The organism is Mesorhizobium sp. BH1-1-4 (assembly GCF_020165665.1).
GTDB lineage: Bacteria > Pseudomonadota > Alphaproteobacteria > Rhizobiales > Rhizobiaceae > Mesorhizobium.
Genome location: NZ_JAIUIN010000021.1, coordinates 1 through 26,098 on the forward strand (window position 1 = coordinate 1; position 26,098 = coordinate 26,098).

The 26,098-nt window shown below is 64.7% G+C and carries 25 protein-coding genes; 7 read left to right on the top strand and 18 right to left on the bottom strand.

The window, feature by feature from the left end; genetic code table 11:
• Positions 1–32 precede the first annotated feature (32 nt).
• From LB569_RS25610 to LB569_RS25630, 5 genes are all read right to left on the bottom strand, one after another.
• Entirely contained in the window at positions 33–971 is a 939-nt protein-coding gene (locus LB569_RS25610; protein ID WP_140708219.1) for an ABC transporter substrate-binding protein, read from the bottom strand.
• A gap of 80 nt (positions 972–1,051) precedes the next feature.
• On the bottom strand, positions 1,052–2,050 hold the full coding sequence (locus LB569_RS25615) for an ABC transporter permease subunit (protein WP_140708217.1): 999 nt from the start codon (positions 2,048–2,050) through the stop codon (positions 1,052–1,054).
• On the bottom strand, positions 2,047–3,591 hold the full coding sequence (locus tag LB569_RS25620) for a sugar ABC transporter ATP-binding protein (protein ID WP_224694565.1): 1,545 nt from the start codon (positions 3,589–3,591) through the stop codon (positions 2,047–2,049). Before LB569_RS25620 ends, LB569_RS25615 begins: the two co-directional genes overlap by 4 nt.
• The gene (locus LB569_RS25625; protein WP_224694566.1) at positions 3,588–4,970 is read right to left on the bottom strand and encodes an FGGY-family carbohydrate kinase; all 1,383 of its coding nucleotides are present in this window, start codon (positions 4,968–4,970) and stop codon (positions 3,588–3,590) included. The genes LB569_RS25620 and LB569_RS25625 overlap by 4 nt, the downstream gene beginning before the upstream one ends.
• Entirely contained in the window at positions 4,967–5,749 is a 783-nt protein-coding gene (locus tag LB569_RS25630) for a DeoR/GlpR family DNA-binding transcription regulator (RefSeq protein WP_140708211.1), read from the bottom strand. The genes LB569_RS25625 and LB569_RS25630 overlap by 4 nt, the downstream gene beginning before the upstream one ends.
• Positions 5,750–5,930: 181 nt before the next feature.
• Here LB569_RS25630 and LB569_RS25635 point away from each other — a divergent pair, with 181 nt between their 5' ends.
• Genes LB569_RS25635 through LB569_RS25645 form a run of 3 tightly spaced genes read left to right on the top strand, consistent with a single transcriptional unit; the run spans position 5,931 to position 9,108 of the window.
• The gene (locus tag LB569_RS25635) at positions 5,931–6,971 is read left to right on the top strand and encodes a class II aldolase/adducin family protein (RefSeq protein ID WP_224694567.1); all 1,041 of its coding nucleotides are present in this window, start codon (positions 5,931–5,933) and stop codon (positions 6,969–6,971) included.
• Between the two features lie 14 nt (positions 6,972–6,985).
• Positions 6,986–8,260, top strand: a complete 1,275-nt coding sequence (locus tag LB569_RS25640; protein WP_224694568.1) for an FGGY-family carbohydrate kinase — start codon at positions 6,986–6,988, stop codon at positions 8,258–8,260.
• Positions 8,257–9,108, top strand: a complete 852-nt coding sequence (locus LB569_RS25645) for a TIGR01459 family HAD-type hydrolase (RefSeq protein ID WP_224694569.1) — start codon at positions 8,257–8,259, stop codon at positions 9,106–9,108. Before LB569_RS25640 ends, LB569_RS25645 begins: the two co-directional genes overlap by 4 nt.
• On the opposite strand, the gene LB569_RS25650 is transcribed toward LB569_RS25645, so the two are convergent.
• The gene (locus tag LB569_RS25650) at positions 9,095–10,120 is read right to left on the bottom strand and encodes a sugar-binding transcriptional regulator (protein WP_224694570.1); all 1,026 of its coding nucleotides are present in this window, start codon (positions 10,118–10,120) and stop codon (positions 9,095–9,097) included. The genes LB569_RS25645 and LB569_RS25650 overlap by 14 nt on opposite strands.
• 157 nt (positions 10,121–10,277) lie before the next feature.
• On the opposite strand from LB569_RS25650, the gene LB569_RS25655 reads away from it, so the two are divergent.
• Positions 10,278–11,078 (top strand): hypothetical protein, encoded by an 801-nt coding sequence (locus LB569_RS25655; protein WP_224694571.1) that lies wholly within the window; start codon positions 10,278–10,280, stop codon positions 11,076–11,078.
• Between the two features lie 25 nt (positions 11,079–11,103).
• Here LB569_RS25655 and ptsP read toward each other — a convergent pair whose 3' ends face one another.
• The 5 genes from ptsP to LB569_RS25680 are packed head-to-tail and all read right to left on the bottom strand — an operon-like array spanning position 11,104 to position 15,819.
• The gene (gene ptsP / locus LB569_RS25660) at positions 11,104–13,086 is read right to left on the bottom strand and encodes a phosphoenolpyruvate--protein phosphotransferase (RefSeq protein ID WP_224694572.1); all 1,983 of its coding nucleotides are present in this window, start codon (positions 13,084–13,086) and stop codon (positions 11,104–11,106) included.
• A gap of 57 nt (positions 13,087–13,143) precedes the next feature.
• Positions 13,144–13,524 carry a PTS glucitol/sorbitol transporter subunit IIA gene (locus LB569_RS25665; RefSeq protein ID WP_140708199.1) on the bottom strand — a complete coding sequence of 127 codons (381 nt, stop codon included), beginning with the start codon at positions 13,522–13,524 and terminating at the stop codon, positions 13,144–13,146.
• 27 nt (positions 13,525–13,551) lie between these two features.
• On the bottom strand, positions 13,552–14,550 hold the full coding sequence (locus tag LB569_RS25670) for a PTS glucitol/sorbitol transporter subunit IIB (protein ID WP_140708197.1): 999 nt from the start codon (positions 14,548–14,550) through the stop codon (positions 13,552–13,554).
• Between the two features lie 16 nt (positions 14,551–14,566).
• Positions 14,567–15,328, bottom strand: coding sequence for a PTS glucitol/sorbitol transporter subunit IIC (locus tag LB569_RS25675; protein ID WP_140708195.1), 762 nt, complete (start codon positions 15,326–15,328; stop codon positions 14,567–14,569).
• Between the two features lie 53 nt (positions 15,329–15,381).
• On the bottom strand, positions 15,382–15,819 hold the full coding sequence (locus tag LB569_RS25680; RefSeq protein ID WP_140708193.1) for a transcriptional regulator GutM: 438 nt from the start codon (positions 15,817–15,819) through the stop codon (positions 15,382–15,384).
• A gap of 191 nt (positions 15,820–16,010) precedes the next feature.
• On the opposite strand from LB569_RS25680, the gene LB569_RS25685 reads away from it, so the two are divergent.
• Together LB569_RS25685 and LB569_RS25690 are read left to right on the top strand one after the other, a co-directional pair.
• A complete protein-coding gene (locus tag LB569_RS25685; RefSeq protein WP_224694573.1) occupies positions 16,011–16,652 on the top strand; it encodes a hypothetical protein in 642 nt (213 codons plus the stop codon).
• A gap of 101 nt (positions 16,653–16,753) precedes the next feature.
• A complete protein-coding gene (locus tag LB569_RS25690; protein WP_224694574.1) occupies positions 16,754–17,428 on the top strand; it encodes an HAD family hydrolase in 675 nt (224 codons plus the stop codon).
• 10 nt (positions 17,429–17,438) lie between these two features.
• On the opposite strand, the gene LB569_RS25695 is transcribed toward LB569_RS25690, so the two are convergent.
• From LB569_RS25695 to LB569_RS25720, 6 genes are all read right to left on the bottom strand, one after another.
• Positions 17,439–18,578 carry a DUF930 domain-containing protein gene (locus LB569_RS25695; protein WP_224694575.1) on the bottom strand — a complete coding sequence of 380 codons (1,140 nt, stop codon included), beginning with the start codon at positions 18,576–18,578 and terminating at the stop codon, positions 17,439–17,441.
• 93 nt (positions 18,579–18,671) lie between these two features.
• Positions 18,672–19,415: a 5'/3'-nucleotidase SurE gene (locus LB569_RS25700; RefSeq protein ID WP_224694576.1), complete on the bottom strand. Its 744-nt coding sequence runs from the start codon at positions 19,413–19,415 to the stop codon at positions 18,672–18,674.
• Positions 19,412–20,578, bottom strand: coding sequence for an MBL fold metallo-hydrolase (locus tag LB569_RS25705; RefSeq protein WP_224694634.1), 1,167 nt, complete (start codon positions 20,576–20,578; stop codon positions 19,412–19,414). The genes LB569_RS25700 and LB569_RS25705 overlap by 4 nt, the downstream gene beginning before the upstream one ends.
• The gene (locus tag LB569_RS25710) at positions 20,578–21,657 is read right to left on the bottom strand and encodes an ABC transporter ATP-binding protein (protein ID WP_224694577.1); all 1,080 of its coding nucleotides are present in this window, start codon (positions 21,655–21,657) and stop codon (positions 20,578–20,580) included. Before LB569_RS25710 ends, LB569_RS25705 begins: the two co-directional genes overlap by 1 nt.
• The gene (locus LB569_RS25715; RefSeq protein WP_224694578.1) at positions 21,645–23,348 is read right to left on the bottom strand and encodes an ABC transporter permease; all 1,704 of its coding nucleotides are present in this window, start codon (positions 23,346–23,348) and stop codon (positions 21,645–21,647) included. Before LB569_RS25715 ends, LB569_RS25710 begins: the two co-directional genes overlap by 13 nt.
• Before the next feature lie 86 nt (positions 23,349–23,434).
• Positions 23,435–24,421: an ABC transporter substrate-binding protein gene (locus LB569_RS25720; RefSeq protein ID WP_224694579.1), complete on the bottom strand. Its 987-nt coding sequence runs from the start codon at positions 24,419–24,421 to the stop codon at positions 23,435–23,437.
• A 260-nt stretch (positions 24,422–24,681) separates the two neighbouring features.
• On the opposite strand from LB569_RS25720, the gene LB569_RS25725 reads away from it, so the two are divergent.
• Entirely contained in the window at positions 24,682–25,671 is a 990-nt protein-coding gene (locus LB569_RS25725) for a sugar-binding transcriptional regulator (protein WP_224694635.1), read from the top strand.
• Here the strand turns inward: LB569_RS25725 and LB569_RS25730 are convergent.
• Positions 25,668–26,036: a hypothetical protein gene (locus tag LB569_RS25730; protein WP_224694580.1), complete on the bottom strand. Its 369-nt coding sequence runs from the start codon at positions 26,034–26,036 to the stop codon at positions 25,668–25,670. The genes LB569_RS25725 and LB569_RS25730 overlap by 4 nt on opposite strands.
• Positions 26,037–26,098: the final 62 nt, after the last annotated feature.

Below are 26,098 nucleotides of genomic sequence, written 5' to 3' on the forward strand. Positions count from 1 at the left end.
GGATCGAACCGGCCCCGCCTTCGTTGGATGGATCAGCGGGCCGCGGTCCAGCCCTTGTAGTCCTTCAGGTTCTCGGCCGTGATCAGCTTCGGGTCGAGCAGCACGGTGGCCTCCGCCGGCTTCTTGCCGGCCAGCAGTTCGGCCGCCATGGTCAGCGACTGGCCGGCCATCACATAGGGATCCTGCGAGGCCGAGGCCTTGATCATCGATTTGCCGGAAGACAGTTCCTTCTCGATATCCGGCGCGCCGTCGACCGCCGTGAAGATGAACTCGGAGCGGTTAAGCTGCTTGGCGGCAAGCTCGGCGCCGATCGCCGTCGGATCGTTGATGGCGAACACCGCGTCGATCTTGTCGAAACGGGTCAGCAACGACTGGAACACCTTCAGGCCGCCGTCGCGCGAGCCTTCGGCGTTCTGGTCGTCCGACAGGATCTTGATGTCGGGATGCTGGGCAAGCACGTTCTTGCAGCCCTTCACCCGCTCCAGGATCGACGACGACGCCGGCCCGTTGAGGATGACGTAGTCGCCCTTGCCGCCGGTGTGGTCGACCAGATACTGGCAGGCCTCTTCACCGGCCTTGACGTTGTTGGTCATCACCGTGACATCGGCGCCCGGCGCCGAAACGTCGAAGGCCGCGACGATGATGCCGGCGGCCTGCGCCTTCTTCACCGCCGGCGCGATCGCCTTGGCGTCGACCGCGTTGAGCATGATCACGTCGACGCCGGCGGCGATGAAGGAATCGACCTGCGAGACCTGCTTGTTGAGGTCATAGTCGGCCGACACCGATGTCACCTCGACCTTCGGATTGATCTTCTTGGCCGCGTCCTCGATGCCCTTGATGGTGGCGACGAAGAACGGGTTGCCGAGCAAGCCGACCGAGATACCGACCTTGTTGAGGTCCTTGGCCGATGCCGGCGCGATCGCGACGGCCGCGAAAGCGGCGCCGCAGAGCAGTTTGGCGATGGTCTTCATTACGCTTACTTCCTCCTGATGCCCCGCGCCTCTCGCGGTGCGTTACACAAGCCGGTCTTTGAGGCCGGCGACCAGGTCACTCACGTTCTCGCCCCTGCCTGGAGCCGGTAGCGGTCGAGGGCGACCGCCACGATGATGACCAATCCCTTGATGATGTACTGCCAGATGTCCGAGACACCGGCCAAGATGAGCCCGTTGGAGAGCACCGCGATGATTAGGCCGCCGATCAGCGTGCCCCAGATCGAGCCGACGCCGCCGACGAAACTGGTGCCGCCGAGGATGACGGCGGCGATGGCGTCGAGTTCGTAGCTTTGCCCGAGTTGCAGGCCGTTGGCGGCGTAGAGCCGGGCCGCCGACATGGCGCCGCCGAGGCCGGCAAGCAGGCCGGAAACGCCATAGACGAAGAGCAGCACCAGCGGCACCTTGATGCCGGTCAGCCGGGCGGCCTCGGCATTGCCGCCGACCGCATAGATCCAGGTGCCGAGCACCGTGCGTTTCAGCACCACCCAGGACAGCACCACCACCGACAGCGCGATGATGACCAGCCAGGGGATGCCGAGCACCGAACCGTTGCCGATGAAGTCGAACGGCAGGTCGGAATTGAACACCGTCGTGTCCTGCCCGAGCAAGCGGGCAACGCCGCGCACGGCGGTCAGCGAACCCAGAGTGACGATGAAGGGCGGCAGCCTGATATAGGCGATGAGCAGCCCGTTGATCAGCCCGAAGCCGAGCCCGACCAGGATGGCCGCCGGCACACCGAGCAGGCCCCAGTCCGGCACCAGCGACACCAGCACCGCCACCATGGCCGCGGCGGCGAGGATCGAACCGACCGACAGGTCGATGCCGCCGGTCAGGATTACGAAGGTCATGCCGGCGGCCAGCACGATGTTGATCGACGATTGCTGCGTGACGATCAGCAGGTTGGTGCCGGTGAGAAAGCGCGGGTTGATGAACTGGAAGCCGGCCGCCAGCAGCACCAGCACCGGCAGCATGCCAAGCGCCGCAAGCGCGGTGCGCAGCCGCCGGTTCCTGGCCACCGCCTGGTCCACACTCTTCGTCCCGGTCGTCCTGTCTGTCATCGCTGAGACGCTCCCGTCGCAAGTTCCATGATCGCTTCCTGGCGAAGCGGTTCGCCTTCCGACGCCGTCACCTCGCCAGCGATCGCACCATCGCGCATCACCAGCACGCGGTCGGCGACGCCGATCACCTCGGGCAATTCGCTTGAGATCATCAGGATGGCGATACCCTTGTTGGCGAGATTGTCGATCAGCCGGTAGATTTCCGACTTGGCGCCGACGTCGACGCCGCGTGTCGGCTCGTCGAGGATGACGACCTTCGGCTCGGTTTCGAGCAGCCGCGCGAGCAGCACCTTCTGCTGGTTGCCGCCCGACAGCGAGCCGGCATTGGCTTGCGCGGAGCCGGTGCGGATGGAGAGGTCCGCAATGGCCTTCGCCGCACGCCTGTCCGCAGTGGTGAAGTCGCGCAAGCCGCCGGCCCGCGCGTCCCTGGCCAGCACGCCCATGCTGATATTGTCGGAAATCGACATGTCGAGGAACAGGCCGAGTTCCTTGCGGTCTTCGGTGAGGTAGGCGATGCCGGCATCGAGCGCCTCGCCCGGCGAGCCGATGGCTATGGGCCTGCCGTCGAGTTCCATCGTGCCGGCGCTGCGCTTGTCGGCGCCGAAGATCAGCCTGGCGAGTTCGGTTCGGCCAGAACCGACGAGACCCGCCAGCGCCAGCACCTCGCCGTGATGGAGGTCGAACGAACAGTCCTTCAGCAGGCGCCCGTCGGACATGCCGCGCACCGAGAGCGCGACAGCGCGCTTCTCGCCCGGCGGGCGATGGTCCTTCTTGTAGAAGGCCGAGAGATCACGGCCGACCATCATCGACACCAGCCGCGAGGCGCTGAGGTCGGCGCGCTCCAGCGTCCCGACATAGCCGCTGTCGCGCAGCACGCTGACGCGATCGGCGAGTTGGTAGACCTCTTCCATGCGGTGGCTGATATAGATGATGGCGATGCCTTGCGTCTTCAGCGTCGCGATCACCTCGAACAGAAGGTCGGTCTCGCGCGAGGTCAAGGACGTGGTCGGCTCGTCCATGACGATGATGCGCGCATTGGTCGAAAGCGCCCGGGCGATCTCGACCAACTGTCGTTCGCCGAGCGACAGGCTGGAAACCAGGGCGCGCGCCGAGAACGAGACGCCGAGCCGCGCGATGATTTCGCCAGCGCGACGGTTGCACTGGTCACGGTCGACGATGCCGAAGCGGCGGGGTTCATTGCCGAGGAAGATGTTCTGCGCCACCGTCAGGTTCGGCGCCAGCGACAGCTCCTGGTAGATCACCGCGATGCCTACGGCGCGCGCCTTGATCGGATCGCCGGTCGCGGCGGGCGCACCATCGATGAGTATCTCGCCCCCCGCATCCGGCCGATAGGCGCCGGACAGCACCTTCATCAACGTCGACTTGCCGGCGCCGTTCTCGCCCATCAGCGCGTGCAGTTCGCCGGCATGGACGCTGAGCGAGACGTCCTGCAGGGCACGGATCGCACCGAAGGTCTTCGAGATGTGGCGCATCTCCAGCACCGGCTGCCGCGTCGCCTGTGTCTGCACGGCCGCGCTCATCGCGCACCACCCGCAGCCTTGACGGCGGCGCCATGTCCGGCAGCGACGCGATCGCGCCAGGCATCGCGATAGCCGGCAAGGCCACTGAATTCTGTCGCCCGCACCGGCTCCGGCGGCTCGGCGGCGAAGTCATGACCTGCACTCTCGAAGGCAAGCGCCGCAGCGCCGGTGGCACTGCCTTCCAGTGAGGCGCCTTGCAGGAAAGCCTGGCCGGGACGCAACTGCGCCAGCAGCCCGGCAAGCAGGCCGCCCGTGTTCAGCCCACCATCGACGATGACGGTATTCTGCGAATTGATGAGATCGAGGCAGAGATCGATCATCAGCGCCACGTAAAGCAGCGCCACCGCCGCGCTCTGCCCGTCACTGGGCTTACCGCCGATGATTTCGCCGCGATGGCTCGGCATTGGCCCGCCCGGCGCGAAACTGGGCAGCGCCATGAGGCGAGCATCGAGCGCCTGCTGTATCGAGCCAAGCGGGATCGCGCCTTGCCAGCCGCCGCTGATGACGGCGAATTCGCGCCCGCCCATGAAGCGGATGGTCGGCACCGGACCGCCGTCGACATCGACGTTGACCAGCATGTCGCGCTCACGGTCGAGCGCTTCGAGCGGGCAGTCGGGATTGAGCACGACGACCCAGGTGCCGGTCGAGACGACGGTCAGCGGTCCAAGGCCTTGCCGGCGATAGGCATGCAGGGCCGCATTGGAGTCGTGGACGCCATTGTGGATGGCGATCGATCGCTTGGTATCGCCGAAGCGCTGCTCGCCGATGACGGCGCCGGCACGTTCGAAAGCCGGCATCCGGCCGCGCCAGCCCTGGGCGTCGACCAGCGAGGAGAAATCACGTTCGCGCGGCGCCCACAAATGCGAATGGCACCCGAGATAGGAGACTTCCGAAACCGGCCGCCCGCCGAGGCGCCAGCTCCAGTACTGGGGATAGCCGAGGATCGATGTCGCTGCCGTAAAGGCATCGGGATCGACCTCCTGCAGCCACAGCATATGGCGGCCATAGTTGAAGCCGAGCGGCAGGCGCGGCGAAAACGTCTCGGCGAAATCCGGGATGCGGCGGTCGATCCGCGCCGCGATCTCGGCCGGTGGCTCCTGTTCGTAGTCGAGGATCGGATGCGTCAGCGCCTCGTCGTCGACAAGGGCGAAGGTGCAACCATGGCCCGACACCATCACCCCTTCGACACCATGGTTTTCGACCGCGTCGGTGACGGCACCGAACGCCCAGTCATGGAGGGCGGCTTCGTCAAGCACGCTGAAGCCGCCTTGGTGCGTCCATTTCGGCTGCGTCCTGCGTTCGTCCAGGATGCGGCCGTCCTGGCCGAAGACGAACAGCTTCGAATTGGTCTTGCCGAAGTCCAGCACCGCCACGTTCACGGCGTCGCTCCCGAGGTAGCAGCAATCCGCACCATGACGCCGGCGTCCTCCAGCATGCGCGCATCGGCATCGGAGAGGCCGTCATCGGTGACCAGCGTGCCGATGCGCGACAGCGGCAGCGCGACGTTGCGCGCGTGGATCGAGAGTTTGCGGCTGTCGGCCAGCACCACGATCTGGTCGGCGCAGAGGCTGAGATCGACAATGGAGCGGACCAGCAGCGGATGCGATTCCAGCAGCCCTTCCTGGTTGAGCCCTTGCGTGCCGAGAAAGAATTTCGAGGCATAGAAAGGCGTCGCCTGGGTCGGCGAATGGATGATGCCGGGTTCGCGGTGCAGATCACCGCCGGCGACCGTCAGGCTGCAATGGCCATGGTCGCTGAGATAGGCAGCGAGCGGCATCGAATTGGTGTAGAGCCGGATGTTGCGGTCGGCGAGCTTGACGCCGAGATGGAAGCAGGTCGAGCCGCCATGGACGATAACCGCGTCGCCGTCGCGCACCATGGTCGCGGCGACGGTTGCAATCTGCCGCTTGGCCTCGACGGCGAGGTCCCGGTTCTCGTCATAGGGCCGGGCATAGGCGACGCCCGCATGCGAGGCGCCATCGAGCGCCGATATGCCGCCATAGACCTTGCGGGCTTCACCGGCCTCGTCGATCCGGTCGATATCGCGCCTGACCGTGGCTGCCGAAACGCCGAGCCGCTCCTGCAACTCGCGCACGGAGGCGAACGGGCGATCCCGGAGCAATTCGACGATCTGACGCTGGCGGCCGAAGTCGCTCAACTCTTCCTCCCTGATGCCATTTTTCTACGGCAACTGGTGCAACTTACTCAACATTAGTCGGATTGCAAGCTAGTTTTGACGATAGTAGATCACCATTGACGTAGATCACTCATATCTGCGATATCAACGCCAGCAGCGGCCCGGCGACGGGATTTCGTGCAGACGTTGGAGGAAAGGCGCCGTGGCAACCCAAGCTGATGCACAGGAACTGGCTTCCCTGCGGGCGCTCTCGGCCAGCATCGGGCTCAATCCCCATATGACACAGGCGGCGGGCGGCAACACTTCGCTCAAGGCCGGCGACACGCTGTGGATCAAGGCCTCGGGCACCTGGCTGAAGGATGCGCTCAGCGACGACATCATGGTGCCGGTGGCGATGGCGCCGCTGCTCGAGGCGGTCGAACGGCGCGATCCAGCCGCCGACAAGCCACAGGCCTTCGCCATCGAAGACCTCAATCCGCGTGGCCTGCGGCCGTCGATCGAAACCACCGTGCATGCCTTGATGCCGCAACGCGTGGTTTTGCATGTCCACTGCGTCGACACGATTTCGCTTGCAGTGCAAGCCAATGGCGAGACCGAGATCGCCAGGCGGCTCAGCGGCATCGAATGGGCTTGGGTACCGTATTTCCGTCCGGGCCTGCCGCTTGCCCGCGGCATTGCCGAGAAGCTGCGGCCTGGGGTCGACGTGCTCATCCTTGGCAATCACGGGCTGGTGGTCGCTGCCGAAACCGTCGCCGGGGCCGAGGCTTTGCTGCACCGCGTCCGGTCGCTGCTGGCACGGCAGCCGCGCGCGACCGCCGCGCCGGATATCGCCGCCTTGACGGCGCTAGCCGACGGCTACCGATTGCCGGCGGATGTCGAGGCGCACGCGGTCGCCCTCGATCTGGAAAGCCTTGGCATGGCCGAGGCCGGCAGCCTTTATCCGGACCATGTCATCTTCCTTGGCCAGGGCTCGGTCGTTGCGAGGCCGGGCGAAGACGTGGCCGGCGTCACCGCGCGGCTCGGCGCGGCGCCCCCGGCAATCCTGTTTCCCGGTGCCGGCGTGCTGATGCGCGGCGACGCCAGCGCAGGTGCCGACGCCATGCAACGCTGCCTCGCCGACGTGACCGCGCGCGTCGACAGCAAGGCGCGGCTGAACTATCTCACCGCCGCCGAGACTGACGAACTGGTCAACTGGGACGCCGAGCAGTATCGCCAGAAGCTCAACGCCGCCAACACGGCCTGACAAGGACGGACGACATGACGCCACTTGTCGTCGGCATCGATATCGGCACCTCCGGCGCCCGCGCCGTCGCCATGCGCCAGGATTTTTCCATTGCCGGCCAATCCGCCGTGCCTCTCGACAGGTTTGGCCAGAACCCTCGCGACCCCTCGGTTTGGTGGCAAGCGGTCCAGGCGGCGTTGGCGGAACTGCTTTCTGGCGTCGACCGCGCCGCGATCCGCGCCGTCGCCATCGACGGCACGTCGGGCACGCTGCTGCCGGTCGACATTGATGGGCGGCCTCTGGCCGAGCCGCTGATGTACAACGACAAGGTCGATGACGCCGCCATCCTGGCGGCGATCGGCCGCGAGGCGCCGGAAGCGAGCGCCGCCCACGGGGCGACTTCAGGCCTCGCCAAGGCTTTGCGGTTCCAGCATCAGCCCGGCATAGCGGCGGTGCTGCACCAGGCCGACTGGATCGCCGGCAACCTGTCCGGACGCTTCGATGTCAGCGACGAGAACAATGCGCTCAAGACCGGCTATGACGTCGAGCAGCGCCGCTGGCCGGACTGGATCGCGGCCACCGGCATGCACATGGATCTGCTGCCTGATGTCGTGGAGCCGGGTGATGTCACCGGAACCCTCACCGCGGCCGCCGCCGAGCTTTTCGGGCTGCCGCGCGATGTGGTTGTGGTTGCCGGCACCACCGACGGCTGCGCCTCGTTCCTGGCGACGGGTGCGACAGCGTCCGGCGACGGCGTCACCGCGCTGGGGTCCTCGCTCACCATCAAGATCCTGTCCAACCGGCCGATCTCGGCGCCGCGCTTCGGCATCTACAGCCATCGTCTTGGCGACAGCTGGCTGGCGGGCGGCGCGTCGAATTCCGGCGGCAAGGTGTTGGCCCGGCATTTTCCGCTCGCGCGGATCATCGAACTGAGTGCCACGATCGACCCCACGACCGAAACCGGCCTCGACTATTATCCGCTTGGCACGGCCGGCGAGCGGTTCCCGATCGCCGATCCGGCCTTGCCGCCGCGTCTCACCCCACGGCCTGCCGACGACGCCGATTACCTCAAGGCGATGTTCGAGGGCATGGCGGCGATCGAAGCGCTTGGCTACGGCAGGCTGGCCGAACTTGGCGCGCCCGCCCTGACATCGGTCAGGAGCCTCGGCGGGGGCGCGGCGAACCCGGTATGGACGGCGATCCGGCAGCGCAAGCTGGGCGTCGCTTTCCTGCCGGCCCTCTCGGACGAAGCGGCCGCCGGTGCGGCACGGCTGGCGCTTAAGGGTGCAGGCAAGGCAGGCCTGCTATGAGGGCCAAAAGCATCGAACATCTAGATGGCATCGGGCCACTGGCGGAACGCTACGAAGTCTTCCTTCTCGACCAGTTCGGTGTGCTGCATGACGGCCACGCCCCCTATCCCGGCGCGGTAGCGGCGCTGTCCACGCTGAAGCGCGCCGGCAAGACGGTGGTGCTGATTTCCAATTCCGGCAAGCGTGCCGGTCCGAACGAGGATCGCCTGCTGAAGCTCGGCTTCGCGGCCGGCAGTTGGGACCATTTCGTGTCCTCCGGCGAGGTGGCGTGGCGGCGTTTCCACGAAATGGCGGCGACCGGGGCGTTGCGGCCCGGCACCAAATGCCTGCTTATCAGCCGCGACGGCGATCGCAGCGCGATCGAAGGCCTGCCTTTCGCGCTGACCGAAGCCGGCGAGGATGCCGAACTCGTGCTGATCTCGGCCAGCGAAGGCGACCGCCACGACCTCGACCACTATCGCCGGCTGCTGGCTCCGGCAGCGGTGAGGCAAGTGCCCTGCTACTGCACCAATCCAGACAAGGTCATGCTGACGGCGGTAGGGCCCCGCTTTGGCGCGGGCGAGATCGCCGATCTCTACGAAAGTCTCGGCGGCGGCGTCACCCGCATCGGCAAGCCCTTTCCGGCGATCTTCGATGCCGCGCTCGCCCTGGCAGGCGAACCGGAGCGCGCCAGCGTGGTCTGCGTCGGCGACAGCGTCGAACACGATATTGCGGGCGGCAACGGTGTCGGCATCGCCACGGCGCTGGTGTCGGGTGGAATATTGGCCGACACGGCCGACCTCGCCGCCGTTTTCGACGGGTGCAAGGCCTGGCCGGACTACATCACGGGATTGTTCAGCTTTCGCTGACCGCTTCGAGCATGCGCCTTGCGCTTTCCTCGTCGGTGATCAGGATCGTCGGCGCAATCAGGTTCATCGCTCCCAACAAGGCCTCGATCTTCTCCGCCCCGCCCGAGGTCAGGATACGGATCGGCGCCTTGCGCAGCCGGTCGACATCCACCGACATCACATGGTTGTTGACGGGATGGTCGACCAGGTCGCCATTGCGGTCGTAGAAATGGAACAGCAGGTCACCGACGGCGCCGCGCGCCAGCAGTGCCTCGCGGTCCGCTTCCCTGAGGAAGCCGCCGCGCGAGAAAGTGGTGGCCGAAGCAATGCCGCCGACACTCAGCAGAACGGCGTCGAGCGCGTCGGCCATCTCAAAAACCTCCTGCAGGCCGCAGCGTTCGATCAGCGCGATCTTGGTCTCGACGCTGTCGACGACGGCTGGCGTCGGCATCAGATAGCCGTCGCCCTGGAAAATCTGGGCAAAGCGCCAGGCGAACTCGGCCGGGTTGACCCGGCGCGCGACGCCAACGCCGCCAAGCAGCGAAATCACCCTGAAATCGGTCAGCGATTTGGCGCTGATGAACGGCAAGGTGTGGAACAGCGTATTGCCCCAGCCGACCCCGACCTGCATGCCGGACTTCATCGCATCCGACAGGAACATGCCGGTCTTGGCGGCGATCGCCGGGATCGGATCGGCGTTGGCCGCGGTCAACGGCGCCACCAGCGCCTGCTGCAGGCCGAAGGTCCTTTCAAGCGCTCGCTCCAGCCGCACGATCTCCAGAAGCTCGCTCTCGATTGTGATCTTGACCTCGTTGCGCGACCTGGCCTCCGCCAGCATGCGCACGATGGTGACGCGGCCGACGCCAAGCACATCGGCGATCTCGTTCTGCGTCATCTGCTCGACGAAATACATCCAGGCGGCGCGGATCCGGAGGCGGTCTGTCCGGCTCTCGCTGACGACCTGCTCGGCCGCTTCGGCTCCTGCTCGCCTCTCGTCGGCCCGCCTTTCCTCAATTTGTCGTCCCCTGGCCAAATCATTCCTCCCCCGCGGCGACGGGCACGTGGCCGTCGCCGATTCTGCGTGCTGGTCTAGTATCGCCTATTGATCTACCAATCGATAGGAACAATGTAGAGGTGGCGGCCGGCCCCACTGCATCTGGTCCCGCACGGCACATTCGAGGCAAACCGCGATGCTCCGACAAATCTCCGAAGACGTCCGCGTCAACCTCAAGGACCGGCTGCGGGAAGTCCGCGACATCATCCGCCAGAGCCGCCATGACGGCGCCAGCGAGGCCAGCCTGCTGCGCGAAGCGACCAGCCATCTGCCGCCGTTTCCGGGCAAAGGCATCGAAGGCCTGCTCAGCCATGCCGCCAGTGCCGTCGACGAAGCGCTCTCGATCGCCGAATCCTTCGTCCCGCATGAACGCCCGATAAGGGTGGATGGAACGACGGTAAAAGGTCTCGGCACCTATTTCCCGGCCGGGAACGAAGAACAGCAGCTGAACGCCGAGCGCCTGTTCCGGCGCGACATGTATTACCTGACCAAGGCGGTGCTTGCCGGGCTCAAGATCGACAATGCCCGTATCCATGAAGCCGGATTCGCCGCTGTCCATGCGGCCATGCGCAAACGCCGTGGCGAGATGTTGGCCGCGCTCACCGCGCCCGATGCTGGATTGCAGGCCATCGCGGCGACGTGTTCGGCGTTGCTGGTCGAGTGCCTTGGCCAGCGCCCGATCCGTTTTGGTGACGCCGCCCCGGACGCGGTGGCAATGGGTGACAAGGCGCTCGAGGTAAGCTGCCTGGCGCCGGTCGTGCTGGCCTGCGGCCTGGCGACAACCGGCCGCGATGGCGCGCCGGAGCCCGACATGCTTGAGATCGCGATCCTGGCCGCCGACATCCGTCGTGACCGCATCGTCCAGGCCTGTGCCAAGGCGAGCCCGGTCGACGAATTGACGCCTGTCTTCGCCACCTTGCTTGCCCACTTGCCGTAAGCTCCAGCAGCAGCGGTCGCGGAAACTACTCCCCGGCCGTCATGGCCATGATCGTCTTCTTGGCGCGCTGGATCGAGGCCGGGCTCATCGACAGCTCGGTCAGGCCCATCTCCAGGAAGGCTGGAATGAGATCCGGCCGACCCGCCGCCTCGCCGCACATGCCCACCATGATGCCGGCGGCGACGCCGGCCTTGGCCGTCAGCTCGATCGCCGACATCACCGCAGGATTGGTGACGTCGTTGAGCTTGGCAACGGTCGGGTTGAGCCTGTCGGCGGCCATGATGTACTGGGTGAGATCATTGGTGCCGATCGAGAAGAAAGCCACCTCCTTGGCCAGTGCCGGTGCGATCAGCACCGCGGCCGGGGTTTCGATCATCACGCCGAGATCGAACGTCGCGTGCGGCACGCCTTCGGCCTTGAGCTCGGCGGCGCATTCATCGACCAGTGCGCGGCTGCGCGTCACTTCGGAAATATCCGATACCATCGGCAGCATCACCTTGATGTTGCCGTGTACGGCGGCCCTCAGCAGCGCCCTCAGCTGACGCTTGAAGATATCGGGCCGGTCGAGGCACATGCGGATGCCGCGCCAGCCGAGGAAGGGATTTTCCTCGTCGGGAAACTCGATGCCGGCGATCGGCTTGTCGCCGCCGATATCGAGCGTGCGCACGATGACCGGATAGGGGGCGAAGGCTTTGGCCAGCGCCGCATAGGTCTCTGCCTGCATGTCTTCCGACGGCAGGTGCATATGGCGCATGAACAGAAGCTCGGTCCGGAACAGGCCGACGCCCATGGCGCCGACTTCCTGCGCGGCCTCGATCTCCTCCAGCGAGCCGATATTGGCCGCGACCTCGATCACCCTGCCGTCAGCCAGCTTCGGCGTCACCGTCTTGAAGGCGGTCAGGCCGGCACGCTCCTTTGCCGCCGCTTCGACACGGCCGGCGAAATCGGCGCGCGTCGCCGCGTCGGGATCGATGATCACCTGGCCACTATTGCCGTCGAGCGCCACCTCTCGCGCCGTGCGCAAGGCGTTGACCTGGTCGCCAAGCCCCAGCACCGCCGGAATGCCGTGCGAACGGGCGATGATGGCGATATGCGAGGTGGCGCCGCCATGGCCGCACACCACGCCGCCGATGCGTTTCAGCGGCGCGCGCGCCAGATCCCAGGCGCCGATATCATCGGCGATCAGGATCGCACCCTGCGGGATGTTTTCGAGGCTCACGTCGTCCTGTCCGAGCAGCACCAGGCAAATCTGCCGCCCGACCGCGTGGACGTCGTCCGCCCGCGCATTGAGATAATGATCGTCGACGGCGCTGAAATCGGCGGCGATGGTGGAAGCGGCGGTGATTGTGGCCGAGATCGCGTCATTGCCGCCCTTGATCGCCTTTTCGGCCTCGCCGGTCAGGCTGTCATCTGCGGCGATATCCCTGAGGGCCGCGACGATGCCGCGGTCTCCCGCCGACAGACTATCCTGCGCCAGGGCCCGATCCATGCGCGCCTGGACGGCGGCGACGGCGGCGCGGAACCTGTCGATCTCGCCGGCGATTTCTTCCGCCTGCAGCATACGGCCCTGCCCGGCGATGTCAGGCGGGAAATGCGCGAAGGCCGGCCCGATGGCGACGCCCTCGCTTGCGGCAACGCCGCGCAAACCACCTGCATCCTCCGATGCCGCCGGCACGGATTCGGTCGCCGGCGCCAGCGCCGTATCCTTGCCTGCGTCATTCGCCGGGGTGTGGGTTTCTTCGTCTTCCAGACCCGCCTTTGGGTTCTCGAGATAGCCGATCAGCGCCTCGATCGCCTCGATGGCGTCGGCGCCGTTCGCCCGCACGGTGACTTCCTGGTTTTCCTTGACCGCCAGCAGCATCAGCTTGACCGAGCTCTTGGCGCTGACCGCCTTACCGTCCTTGACCAGTTCGACGTCGGATTCGAAACCCTTCGCGAGCTTCACGAAGCGCGTGGCGGGGCGGGCGTGCAAACCTTCATGCACTCTGACGATGGTCGAGCGTTCCATGGCAAATACTCTGCTTTTTTGGGCGCCAAAGCCAGACTGGGCGGGGCGCGAGTGCTTTCAGGCGGCGATTGTGATGATCGCGTCTGTCTTCAGGGCGGCGACAAGCGCCTGGGCATCGACCGGCGATGCGCAGATCTCGCCTGGCCTCTCGGCCTCCGGGGCGCCGTTGAACGAGATGACGACGTGGCCCATTTCGAGCACCTTGCTCCAGGCGCTGGAGCCGACCGCGGTTATGACGGCTGAAACCGGGCCGATGGTGATCGAAGCGCCCTTCGCGGGCGCTCCGTCACTCGGGCCTTGCTCCGTCCTGTGCAGGACGGAGACTTCGGCAAGCTCGGGCGGCGAGCCATCCGCGAACAGGATGACCACGCCTCCTTCGGCAAGGTCCGCCACTTCGGGTCCGATTGCAGTGACCCGTGTCTTGAGAAGAACCGACATATGGCGAACCTCGTTGTTGTTGGTTTTTCAGAACACGATCAGGGAGACGACCCAGGCGATCAGCACCGAGACCGGACCCATGATCTGACGGCTGATGAGCACCGCCGGAACGCCGATTTCGATGGTCTTGGGCTTGGCCTCGCCGAGTGCCAGGCCGACGGGGACGAAGTCGCAGCCGACCTGGGTGTTGTAGGCAAACAGCGCCGGCAGGGCCATTGCCGGCGAAATCGTGCCGTTGGCGATCTGCGGGCCGATGATGGCGACGCCGATGACCTGCGCGATGACGGCGCCTGGCCCCAGGATGGGCGACAGGAAAGGCAGGCCGCAGATCGCCGAGATGACCAGCAGACCGACGATGTTGTTGGCCAGCGGACCCATCGGCTGCGCCAGCACGTCGCCGATACCGGTATAGAGGATCAGGCCGATGAGCATGGTCACGAAGGCCATGAACGGCAGCACGTTGCGGATGACCTGGTCGATGGTGCGGCGGCCGGCATTGAAGAAAATGCCGACGACACGACCCATGACGCGGCCAATCGTGCTGATGAAACCGATCAGCCCGCCTTCGCTGGGCAGCGCCGCCGGGGTCGCGGTGTTGTTGGTAGAACTCATCGATGCTGCTCCCCCTGCAGTGGTGACCGCCTCGGAACCGTCGGCCATTGTGACGTCGGCCGGCTTGACGCCCGAAACATAAATATCCTCGGTGATGAACTGCGCGAGCGGCCCGGACTGACCGACCGGTGTCAGGTTGACGGTCGGGATACGCTTGCGCGGGTAGACGCCGCAGCGTGCGGTGCCGCCGCAGTCGACGACGACCACCGCCATTTCGCTTTCGATCGGCGGCGCCTTGAAGCCGTCGACGGCTTCGGCGCCGGTCATGTCGGCGATGAGCTGCGCCACCGGATGAATGCCGCCACCGGTGACGGAAACAACCTTGCTGCGCTGTTCGGTCGGCTCGATCACGAGCGGACCGCCCCACCCTGTTTTGCCCCGGGTGATCCTTACGGCTTTGTATGTCTTGGCCATGATGTCCTCCCCGCCCTTACAGCTCGACGCCCTGGCGGCGTGCCATGATGGCGGTGATGCGCTCGGTCAGCATGCCCTTGAGCAGGATGACGACGAGGCCGACGATGGCGTACCAGATCGCCACCTTGACGTGGTAACCGGCGACGACGGCACCCTTCTTTTCCAGTTCCAGCAACGCGACCAGAATGCCGCCCCAGACGAAATATTCGCCGGGGTTGATGTGCGGGAACAGGCCGAGCGGCGGATGCACGTAGGACACGGCCGCGTCATAGAAGGCGGGCTTGTGCTTCTCTTCCAGGAACGATCCGAACGTATAGGCCATCGGATTGGTCAGGAAGAACACCGCAAGCAGCGGCAGCAGCGTATAGCGCGTCAGCGCGATCCTGCCGGCGCCACGCGCCAGGCCATGAACGCGCTCTTCGCCGACCAGTTCGGTGACGGCGTAGAAGGCGGTCATCAGCACCACCAGCGTCGGAATGATGCCGGTGACGAAACCGGCGAACACTTCGCCGCCCTTCTGGAAGATGCCGATGAAGTACTTGCCGATGGCGGTCAGCCAGCCGAGCTGCTCTTCCTGCTGGACGTCCTTCAGCTTTTCCTTGAACTGGTCGACGGTAATCGGCCCGCTGTCGGCTTGCGCCAGGACAACGAGATGGTCGGAAGCATGCTCGACGGCAAGCTTTCCATGCAATGCAGCATCCGAAACCATGGCACTCGCGACATGCAAATTGTGCACGGCCATGTCGGCATGCTGCGCCAACAACGAAAATACAGACATTTCTCCTCCTTATGCCGGCCCGCCGGGTGATCCCGGTCGGCGCACGGCCTCCTCTATGCCCTTGCTACGTTCAAACCGGACAGGCCCGGCTTCTTCCCCGGCTCCGACCGTGCTTTGTCGATCTGTTCGATCGCCCGCTTCACGGCCTCGGCCACACCGGGTTCCCCCTCCCCCATGATCGCAGGGTTGGACCGGAGTCGATCGAGGGGAACACCCTCGAATTCTTCATGTCGCTTGAATTTGGTGAAGACGGAACGGCCGCTCATCACCATCATGCGGCGCACGATCAGGTCGGGCGTAACCACGACCAGCGCGATCGTGCCCTTGGCAAATCGGCCGCGAAAATTGCCGGCGCCGACGAAGCCATCCTTGTATTGGTCGGTGACGCCACGGAAGACATCCGAATAGTGCCGCATCTGCAGCCAGACGCCGAGCGACTGCAACGCCCACACAATAACCAGCAGAAGCAGTCCCCACTGCCAAATCGCCATTCGGTTCTCCTCCCGAGCCTCAATTGAAGTGCACCTTGGACCGGCGCGCGACAACAGCAAAGTGAGAACATTTGTTTCCGTGAATGTCAATATGTATGATATTGGCCATGGCCACGGTCATCCACAGGGCCGCCGCGCGATTTCGGTGGCGGCACGTCTGTGCTAGCCTGTGACGAAATGGGATGCATGCAATGGAACTGCCCTTCAGGGATGAACTGGCCCTCATGCCCGACCTGCGCCACAGGTTGCGGCAGTTGCGCTGGTTCCGTGCCACCTTTCGCGGCAGCGCCAAGGTCGTTTCTGACACATTCGGCGTGCGCTTCGAAATCGACGAGGCCAAGCTGACCCGGGCTTTTCTCGACTGGGTCGAGGTCATGGAGGCGCAGAAGCGCTTTGCCGCGATCGATCGCGCCGACTTCATCGTCTTTGCCGCCGGCCTCGTGCTGCGCGAACTGATCAAGCAGGCACCGGCCAGGGAGATCTCCGGCCTTACCCAGCTTATCGAAACGGATCAGAATGCCAGCACGCTGGACATCATCCGCTTCTGGCCGGAAGGCTTTCTCTACACCAACTACTGCGTCTCGGTGATTTCGGCGATCCATGAGCAGGAATTCGGCTCGGCGCCCAGCATCGACAAATGCGCCGACGACCTGCGCACATGGTGGTCCTATCGCGAGAACGTCACCGAGATGCCGGCCTATGCCGTGGCATTCCTCGACCGCTTCCTGGGCGCGGAACCGAACTGGATCACGCCCGATCGCGCCCAATCCCGGCAGGCCATGCAGAGGGCGCTGGGGTCTTCCCGCGCCAGCGATGCGTTGCGCCAGCTTTGAGCCATCGCCGGTTCTCATGTCTCCCAAAAAACGCCGCACTATTGAACATTTGATTTTTTGCCGATAGCGATGTGCGAAATTTGACTTGAGGAGACGAGCGCGTGGCGCGAGCAAGGCCTATCATTTTCGATTGCGACGGCGTGCTGGTCGACAGCGAGCCCCTGGCCGCCAGGGCCTACGAGCGCGTCTACGAAAAGCACGGCATGCCGGGCGTTGACGGCGGCATCATCGCGCAGTGCGTCGGCATGAAACAGGCCGACATCATCATCAGGATCAAGGAATTGACCGGCCATCAGTTTCCGGCGGCTGCCGACGGCGATATCTGGGCCGAGACAAAAACCCTGTTTTCGCAGGAATTGAAGCCGACACCGGGAATCGCGGCATTCCTGGAAACGCTCGAAGGCGATCGCTGCGTTGCCTCGTCATCCTCCGTCGAGCGTATAAACCACAGCCTGGCCATCACCGGACTGGCAGGGTTTTTCGGCAATGCGATCTACAGCTCCTCGATGGTCAAGAACGGCAAGCCGGCGCCCGACATCTTTCTGTTCGCCGCGGCAAGGATGAGTGTCAATCCGGGCGACTGCATCGTCATCGAGGATTCGCCCTTCGGCATCCAAGGCGCGGTCGCCGCCGGCATGACGGCGATCGGCTACACCGGCGGCGGCCACACCTATCCCGAGCATGCCGCGCGGCTGATGGCCGCCGGTGCCGATTTCGTCTGCGCCGACTGGCATGAAGTTAGCCGGCAATTGGTTGGACTCGGTGTCCCTGCCTGAGTAAGGGAAGCTAGAGAGGATGGTTTGGCGGCCAGTCGCTGCGTGGAATTTCGGCGCCGACTCGGAAGTTGAATGACAAGACCCTCGTCGCATCGGCATCCACCTCGCATCGGAAGCTCAGTTGGTACCATGTGGTTGTCGTGCTGAAGGCCGCTTCGGGGCGGTCGAGAACATTACCGGTCTTCAGCGGGATCGTCGGCAGCCATTTGGGAGAATAGTCGGCACCCTGCAGCTCTTGGTCCAGCACGTTGGCGCAAAGGGTCGCAACGCGCTGACCGCGAGGTACGCCACTCATGGAACTCGTGGCCAACGCGTCGCCGGTAGCGCCCTGCGAATAGAGTTTCCGAACCCCCGGAAGACCGGAATACATCGGCGATCCAGCACCTGCGTCGTTCGTGGAATTTGAGGCGGTGGCCTTCCCGGGCCGGGACTTCAGGGCCTTCTCGGACTTGAACTTCATCGTCTTGACGGCTTTGGCTTTCGGCTTTTCGGGCGCGGGTCCGGGCTTGGCGTCGCTTTCGGTCGGCAACGGCTTTGGCGTTACGGCTGCTTGCTGATCGGCGGCTTGTGACACAGCCTGCTGTTTGTCAGCGTCCTGCGTGGCCTGCTTTTCCTCGCTCGGCATGGGCTTGGCGTCCGTCGGCTCGGTTGGGGGATTCTCATCAGCCTTGCTCGCATCCGGCCGCTGCTCCGCGTTCACCGTCGCGGCAGGCTTGTTCTCGGCGGGCTTAGGCACGACCGGAGGCTTCGAAGCGTCATCCTTCGCAGGCGACGGCGCATTGTCCTTGGCCACGGCCCCATCCAGGGATTTCTTCGGCCCTGTATCTTTATCGCCATATTGAAAAACGCGCTTCAAAGCCGTGTCGTCAGGTTGTTTGCGCGGCTGTTCGGGCGGCTTTTCAACTTTCTGCTCGGGTGGCTTCTCAGCCTTCGGTTCCGGCGGCTTCTCGGCTTTGGGCGGCTGCGGCTTCGGTTTTGGCTGATCGGGCGGAGGCACGAGCGCGACGCTTATCGGTTGCTCCTGCTGCGGCTCCTGAGAGGTTTTTGACAGGCCGTAAATGAAGAACGATGCGACAAGCGCATGCAGGATCAGCGATGCGGCCAAGCCCCAAAGCAGATTCCGGCGCCATTCGCGTGTCTCATCCTTCATCCTTTCCGATGTGGAATGAAATAGCGGCGGCTTCAAGCATAGGCTTGGAATTGACGCGATTTAGCCGCTGACAGCTTGGTGATCGCAGGCAGGCTAGGGTCGAATTCCGTCCAGAAACCGGTCCTGCAACCGGGTCTCCCCAAACCAGTTCAGCCGGTTGATGCTGACGAAACCCGCATCGATCGCCTCGTTTTCATCGCCCGGTTCGCTTGCATGGGCCCGGCCGCGCGGCACGGTGATGACCGTGCGATCTCCATCGGTCTCCACGATCTCGGCCTTGCGGCCGATCTTGTCGCGGCCGATGCGCGGTTGCCGGATTTCGGCCGGCAGCACGGTCGGCAGGTTGACGCTGAGCCAATGGCCTTCCCTCGCCCAGTCGGCGCGCGATTGCCACAATGAGCCAATCAGCGCGCCGAGCCATTGGTCGTCGCCATCGCTGAACTCAGGATTTTTCACACGCGAAAAACCGATTGCCGGCGCGCCCCAGAAGCTTGCCTCCCGGGCAATGCCAAGCGTGCCGGAATAGGCAATATCCTCGGCGACGTTGCGGCCATCATTGACGCCCGCCAGCACCAGATCCGGTTTTGCTTCCCGTGCGAAAAGCCACGTCATCGCACTCACCACGCAGTCGGCCGGTGTGCCCGAGCAGGAATACCAGTTCGTCTTGATGCGTTGCATCGTCAGCGGCCTGGCGATCGTCAGCGACGAGCCGGCGGCGGTGCGCTTGCCGTCGGGGGCGACCACCCAGACATCGTTGCTCAGCCCGCTGGCGGCATTGACCAGCCGAGACAGGCCGGGGGCTTCGATGCCGTCGTCGTTGCAGATCAGGATTCTCATTTTTTGCTCCCTTGCCCCACCGTGACACGGTGGCCTGTGCGGCATTGCGTGAGCAACGACGGGATATGGCTTTTCAAGTCGCCGAGCAGATCGGGCCCGCAGGAATGGCCCAGCGCCGTGGGGCGTCCCGCCTTCTCCCAGATGCCGACATTGCCCGACAGTGTCGGATGGGTGGGCATGCGTATCCAGTCCGCCCGCCCGGCTTTGTTGAGGAGATGACCCGGAGAGCCCGGCGGCAGATGCCCGGTGAGCAGCACCGGATATCCGGCCTCTCCAGCACGCGGCAACAGCCTGGAGGACGGGCCGGCTTCGCCCATGCCGTCATCGGCCAGCAAGGGCAGCGCCGGCAAGGGCTCGCCATCGGCCCAGTCGGCTGCCTCCCGCAAGCGGCGCCGCAGAAACCCGGAAACGCCAGGCAACAGGGATGCTCCGGCGTCCATCTGCGCCTCCAGCGACGAGCGCATGCCGGCATGGATGGCGAATGGCCCCGCCAAGGCCGCGATCAATTCCATTGATCGGCCCGACAGTGGCGTCGGCAGCAGGCAGCCCCGTGGGTGGCGCGCCACCCATTCGGAAATTTCTCGCGCCCGGGCAGCCCCCGGCACGGGATCGGCGCCGTAGGAAGCGTCGAAGACCAGAAGGTCGCAGTGCGGGATCGTGTCCATGACGAACACATTGCTGTCCGGCACCACATCGGCCGAATAGGCAACGCGGCTTTCTCCGTCGTCGACTGCGAACCAGACGCCGCCCACGACATGACCTGAACGTCCCGTGCTGACCACGAGATTGCCGATGGCAAGCGTGTCGCCCGGCTCGAAGAGTTCGACACGGTCTTCGGGCAAGGGGAATCGGCTGAAGTCGCCCGGCTCGGCATAGGCGGCAAGCGTCGCCGGCGCCTCGCCGCGGGTTTCCGCCGTCATGAAGATCGGGCCGGCATAGCCACGCGCCAACAACCAGCTCAGCGCCCCGACATGATCCTCATGGGCATGCGAGACAAACACTGCATCGATGTCGTCGACCGGCCCTTCCAGCGCCGGATAATATTCAGCCCCGGAAGCGCCGACCTTGATGCCGATGTCGAGCAGGATATGCGTGCTTCCGCTCCGGACAGCGAGGCTGGTGCGGCCTTTTTCCCCAAAGCCGCCGAGCAGGTCGAGCATCATCACGATGCAGTCCCCGCTGCCGGGATGAGCCAGCCGGATTTTATCCGCAATCGCGCTCGGGCTCCGCTCTCCAGCATGACCGGGTCGGGCTGTTCGAAATGCAGGGTGAGGTCCGGGCCAGCGGCGGGTTTGAATTCGATGCGCGCCGCGCCGCCCTGGTAGATCGCCCGCTTGACCAGGCCGTCGAAGCCCGTGGCATCGGCCGAGACTTCGAGGTCGGCGGAGCGGCAGCAGATCTTGGCGCCGGCGCGCGGCCGCTCGCCGGGCCGGCAGCGAACCACAATCTCGGTTCCGAGAACCCTGACCTTGCAATGCCCGCCTTCTTCACCCGTCAAAACATCCGCCGGCAGCAGAATGCCTTGCGAAATGAACGACGCGACCATTTCGTTTGCCGGCTCATGATAGAGCTCGCGCGGCGTGGCAAGCTGCGCCAGGCGGCCATGATCCATCACCGCGATGCGGTCGGCCAGCGCCATCGCCTCGGCCTGATCATGGGTGATGTAGACGATTGTCGTGCCGGTGCGCTTGTGGAAAGCGGCGAACTCGTCCTCCATCGAGGCCCGCAGATGCACGTCGAGATTGGCAAGCGGTTCGTCGAACAGCACCAGCGAGGGTGCAGCCACCAGGCAGCGCGCCAATGCCACGCGCTGGCGCTGGCCGCCGGAGAGGTTGGCCGGCCTGCGGTCTCCCAACCCTTGTAGATTGACCAGGGCCAGCGCATCGGCAACCTTCTGGCGGGCGACCGCCTTGTCCAGCTTTGCAACCTTGAGCGAATAGCCGATGTTTTCGGCGACGCTCATATGCGGCCATAGCGCGTAATTCTGGAAGACGATGCCGACGCGCCGCTTTTCCGGTGCGACACTGCCGCCGCTGTTCGAAACGACATCGCTGCCGATGCGGATTTCGCCCGAGGTCACCTTTTCGAAACCGGCCACCAGCCGCAGCAACGTCGTCTTGCCGCAGCCGGACGGGCCGAGCACCGCCAGGAATTCGCCGTCAGCGACGTCGATCGAGACATCCTTCACCGCGTCGAAATCGGCGAAGCTCTTGGTCACACGATCCAGGCTCAGTCGCGCCATGGCAGAACTCCGCTCGGAAGATGAGGGGCAAGCAGGTTGCTCACCAGCATCAGCACGAAGGTGACCGCGACCGTGATAACGGACATCGCCGCCGCGTAGTTGGAATCGCCGCCTTGCTCGAAGGAGAACATCACCACGCCGATGGTCTCCGAGCCCGACGACCACAGCAGCGCCGAGACCGTGAGCTCGCTGAGCGCCGTCATGAAGATCAGAAGGCCGCCGGCGACCGCCGCCGGCGCCACCAGTGGAAAGACGATGGTGCGCAGGCGCGTGAACAGGCCGGCGCCCGCCACCTGCGCGGCCTCTTCCAGCGCCCGGTCGATCTGGTGATAGCCGCTGATGGTCGGCCGCAACGCCAGCACCAGGAAGCGGGCGAGATAGGCATAAAGGATAATCCAGACGGTGTTGTAGAGCTGGATCCCGGTCAACGGGATCGGCCGCAGGAACAGGAGCAGCGAGGCGATCGCCAGCACCACGCCTGGCAAGGCATAGGGCAGTTCGACCGACAAATTGAGCAGCCGCACCCAGCGCTGCTTGCCCCAGGCGATCAGATAGCCAACCGGCACCGCGACGATGACCGCAAAGAAGGCGGCGGCGATCGAAAGCCAGAAACTGTTGAAGAAGGCGCGGTTGGCGGCATCATGCTCGAAAAGCACGAAACGGTAATTGTCGAGCGTCGCCGTCTTGGCGGTGAGCGCGATGCCGTAGCCCGGCACCAGCGAGGTCAGCACCAGCCCGAACAGCGGCAGGACCAGCACAAGCACGATGAGCAGCCACATGCCGGCCTGGACAACCGGCCGCCAGCGGCCAAGTTCATAGGGCTCGGCCGGCAGCGACGTCGAGGAGATGCGATAATCGCGGCGACGGCTCATCACCTCCTGGGCGAGAATACCCGCCATGGCAATGACGCCGATCAGCACCGACAGGAACGCGGTCTCGCCGAGCACGGCCGGACCGCCGCCGGCCAGCTTCTGATAGATGAGCGTCGGCAGCACCAGATAATTGGCGGGGATGCCCAGAAAGGCCGGAATGCCGAAATTGCCGACGCAGGAGACAAAGGCAAGTGCGGCGGCCGCCATGATCGACGGCGTCATCAGGGGCAGCACGATGGTGACCAGTACGGTGAACCAGTTCGCGCCACCGGCACGCGCGGCTTCGACCAGTTCGCGCGGCAGCTTGCGCAGGCCCGCGCGCACCAGCAGGAACACGAGCGGGCCATATTGTACGCCAAGCAGCAGGATGATGCCCGAGGTCGAATAAAGCGGGTTCTTCGTGCCGAGCGGCGGCGCCGCCCCGAACAGTTTTAGGAACGGGCTGGCCGGGCCGAACAGCTGCAGCCATGCCAGCGCCGTCACCTGCGGCGCGATCATCAAAGGCATGACGTAGCACAGCACGAGGGCGCTTCGGCCACGTATGTCGGTCAGCGAGACCAGCACGGCCACCAGCGTTCCCGACAGCACCGCCAGAAGAGTGCCGCCGATGCCGACGACCAGCGTGTGCCAGGTCGCGATCCAGGTTGCCGGGCTTTTCAGCCCGACCTCTACCGCCACGGCCGACAAGACGCCGCCGGGGGCCACGATCTCCTTGACCAGACGCAGCATGGGCAGCAGCGAAAGTAGCACGATGACGGCGGCAACCACCGCCGTCAGGACCATCTCCTGGCCCCGGCTCTCCCTGATGCGTGTCGGCATGATTGCGTTTCCTGGGATCGATACGCGCGGGCTTTGCCCGAAGCGGGGGGGATGCCGCTGACCGGCATCCCGCTGCGACCGGCGGCTCAGCCGCCGAACAGTTCCTGGAACTTCGCCTTGTCGGCGTCGGTCTTGACGACGATCGCCTTGGTGTCGAACGGCATCACCTTGACCTTGACGCCCTCCGGCAGCCAATCGGGGCGGCCGACCGACGCGCGCGCCGGCAAATAGCCCATCGACAAGGCCAGCTTCTGGCCCTCGTCCGAAAGAATGAAGTCGACGAACTTCTTGGCGCCGTCGACGTTCTTGGCCGTCTTCATGATGGCGACCGGCTCGGTCACGGCGGGCACGCCTTCGCTGGGGAACACGAACTCGACGGGCGAGCCCTTCTTCTTGGCGTTCATCGCCATGAAGTCGACGAGGATGCCGTAAGGCTTCTCGCCCGAGGCCACCGACTTCAGCACCGCGCCATTGCCGCGCACGCTGACGGTGTTGTTGGTCTTCAGCTTCTGGAAGAAATCCCAGCCATAGTCGGTATCGCCGGCGAAACCCGAAAGCAGGTACGCGGCCGCACCCGAATAGAGCGGGCTTGGCATGACCAGGCCGTCGGCATAGGCGGGCTTGGCGAGATCGGCCCAATGCTGCGGCTTTTGCGCGGCGGCGGTGTTGTAGACAATGCCGGTGGTGATCAGCTTGCTGCCGAAATAGGTCTTGTCGGCGTCATAGGCATCCGTCTCGATGCCGTCGAGCTTGGCCTCGGGATAGGCCATCAGCCGATCGTCTTTCTTAAGCAGTTCCATCGAGACCGCGTCGGCGATCAGCAACACATCTGGCTGCGGGCTGCCGGCAGCGAATTCGGCCGCCATCTTGGTCAGGATGTCGCTGGTGCCCGAGCGATAGATGGTGACGTCGATGCCGGGCTGCGCCTTCTTGAAGGCGTCCACGGTCTTGGCTGCGTCCGCCTCGGGCTGGGATGTGTAGAGTGTCAGTGTTTCGGCATTTCCCACGCCGGCAAACAAAGTAGCCGCGAGCGCCAGCTGGCTGGCCAGCAGCTTGATGAATAGCGTCTTCATGAGACCTCCTGTCTTGTCTGTGCATGACGGTCCGGCCTCTGGCCAGCACCCCGTCTCTTCCTCCCTGCACGGCGCATATGACTGGTGGATGACACTGCGCGTGAAAGGCACAAAATATGTTCATATGTTCAATGTCAATTACAAATGATCAGGACTATGCGATAATTGGGACTGCCGTTGACCGCACCCGGTTGACAGATGGGCGGCGTTTCCCGGATCAGAACAACGCTGCGGATCATGCCACATGAGGGACGATGATTATGCCCACGGAAAAGCCCACATCGGCTCGCCTGCCGATGGTCTCGTCGGACCTCAACGTCAAGACGGCATGGCTCTATTACGTCGAGGGTTTCACGCAGGAGCAGATCGCCGAGAAGCTCGATGTCTCCAGGGTGAAGGTCATGCGCACGCTGGCCGCCTGTACCGCCGAAGGCATTGTCGTCACCATGATCAACGCGCCGACCGCCGAACAGGTGGCGCTGGAGCGGGAACTGGAGAAACGCTGGGGCCTGAATGCCGCCGTCGTCATCCCCACACCTTCGGCCCACGACCATCTGGAGAAGGCCATTGGGCACGCGGTGGCTGCCTATCTCGGCGAGCAGATGCAGGACGGCATGACGCTGGCGATCGGCGGCGGCGCGACACTGCATGCCAGCCTCGGTTTCCTTGCCCGACGCCAACTGAAGCACGCCTCGGTGGTCGCGCTTGTCGGCAGCCTGCCGCATTCGCAGTGGATCAACCCGTCGATCGTCGCCGCCAAGGTTGCCGATGTCTTCGAGGTCGACAGCTACCAGATCACCGCACCGGTGATGGTGGACGACCCCTCGCTGCGCGAACTGCTTTGGGCGCAGCCGACCTTGCAGGATGTGCGCCGGCGCGCGGCCGCGGCCGACATCGCATTGCTCACCGTCGGCGATATGTCGCCCGACGCCACCATCTTCCGGCATGGCATCGTGCCCTCATCGCTGATTGCGCCTTTGAAGGCGAAAGGCGCGGTCGCCAACATGCTGTGCTATTTCGTCGATGCCACGGGCACTCTCGTCGATCACGAGGTCAACGGCCGTGTCATGGCCATCGATCTCGACGTTGTCGGACGGGTACCGAATGTCGTGCTGGCCGCCGGGGGAAAGCGCAAGGTGGCGGCTATTCTCGCCGCGCTGAAGGCCGTCAGCACCAATGTGCTGATCACCGACAGCGACACCGCCGTGGCGCTGCTGGCCAAGGCCGGTCGAGACGCTTCCGGGGTTTAAATCAAGCCGCGTTCGCGCAAAAAGTCCTCGACGCCGACATGGGTCATGGATTCGAATTCGGCGACCGCTTCGGCCACGCGTCTGCGCTGCCCTGCCAGCAACGTGAACACCTGCTTCATCTCGCCCGAAACGCCGAAACGGCTCCACCGCTCCGCTATATGCATGGGCAGGCCAATATCGGCACAGAACGCATCGAGGCTGTCATAGCCGAGACTGACGACAAGCTGCCTGGTCTCTTCCGCCGACATGCGCGGCTCGAAGGCGTGGTCATGCAGGCGCTGCGCCACCAGCTTGATATCGGAAGGCGACGCGCCCATGACCTTGCCGAACAAGGTTTTCATGTCAGATGGGTCGAATGCAGGCATAGCGGCCTCCCTTGCTCGCGATCCACTGGGGAAGATGGGTCAAGGGCCGACGCCTGGCAAGT

Coding starts and splice junctions, on each gene's coding strand:
- LB569_RS25610 (WP_140708219.1), bottom strand. CDS start 971: ATGAAGACCATCGCCAAACTGCTCTGCGGCGCCGCTTTCGCGGCCGTC.
- LB569_RS25615 (WP_140708217.1), bottom strand. CDS start 2,050: ATGACAGACAGGACGACCGGGACGAAGAGTGTGGACCAGGCGGTGGCC.
- LB569_RS25620 (WP_224694565.1), bottom strand. CDS start 3,591: ATGAGCGCGGCCGTGCAGACACAGGCGACGCGGCAGCCGGTGCTGGAG.
- LB569_RS25640 (WP_224694568.1), top strand. CDS start 6,986: ATGACGCCACTTGTCGTCGGCATCGATATCGGCACCTCCGGCGCCCGC.
- LB569_RS25645 (WP_224694569.1), top strand. CDS start 8,257: ATGAGGGCCAAAAGCATCGAACATCTAGATGGCATCGGGCCACTGGCG.
- LB569_RS25655 (WP_224694571.1), top strand. CDS start 10,278: ATGCTCCGACAAATCTCCGAAGACGTCCGCGTCAACCTCAAGGACCGG.
- ptsP (WP_224694572.1), bottom strand. CDS start 13,086: ATGGAACGCTCGACCATCGTCAGAGTGCATGAAGGTTTGCACGCCCGC.
- LB569_RS25665 (WP_140708199.1), bottom strand. CDS start 13,524: ATGTCGGTTCTTCTCAAGACACGGGTCACTGCAATCGGACCCGAAGTG.
- LB569_RS25670 (WP_140708197.1), bottom strand. CDS start 14,550: ATGGCCAAGACATACAAAGCCGTAAGGATCACCCGGGGCAAAACAGGG.
- LB569_RS25675 (WP_140708195.1), bottom strand. CDS start 15,328: ATGTCTGTATTTTCGTTGTTGGCGCAGCATGCCGACATGGCCGTGCAC.
- LB569_RS25680 (WP_140708193.1), bottom strand. CDS start 15,819: ATGGCGATTTGGCAGTGGGGACTGCTTCTGCTGGTTATTGTGTGGGCG.
- LB569_RS25685 (WP_224694573.1), top strand. CDS start 16,011: ATGGAACTGCCCTTCAGGGATGAACTGGCCCTCATGCCCGACCTGCGC.
- LB569_RS25695 (WP_224694575.1), bottom strand. CDS start 18,578: ATGAAGGATGAGACACGCGAATGGCGCCGGAATCTGCTTTGGGGCTTG.
- LB569_RS25700 (WP_224694576.1), bottom strand. CDS start 19,415: ATGAGAATCCTGATCTGCAACGACGACGGCATCGAAGCCCCCGGCCTG.
- LB569_RS25705 (WP_224694634.1), bottom strand. CDS start 20,578: ATGATGCTCGACCTGCTCGGCGGCTTTGGGGAAAAAGGCCGCACCAGC.
- LB569_RS25710 (WP_224694577.1), bottom strand. CDS start 21,657: ATGGCGCGACTGAGCCTGGATCGTGTGACCAAGAGCTTCGCCGATTTC.
- LB569_RS25715 (WP_224694578.1), bottom strand. CDS start 23,348: ATGCCGACACGCATCAGGGAGAGCCGGGGCCAGGAGATGGTCCTGACG.
- LB569_RS25720 (WP_224694579.1), bottom strand. CDS start 24,421: ATGAAGACGCTATTCATCAAGCTGCTGGCCAGCCAGCTGGCGCTCGCG.
- LB569_RS25725 (WP_224694635.1), top strand. CDS start 24,682: ATGCCCACGGAAAAGCCCACATCGGCTCGCCTGCCGATGGTCTCGTCG.
- LB569_RS25730 (WP_224694580.1), bottom strand. CDS start 26,036: ATGCCTGCATTCGACCCATCTGACATGAAAACCTTGTTCGGCAAGGTC.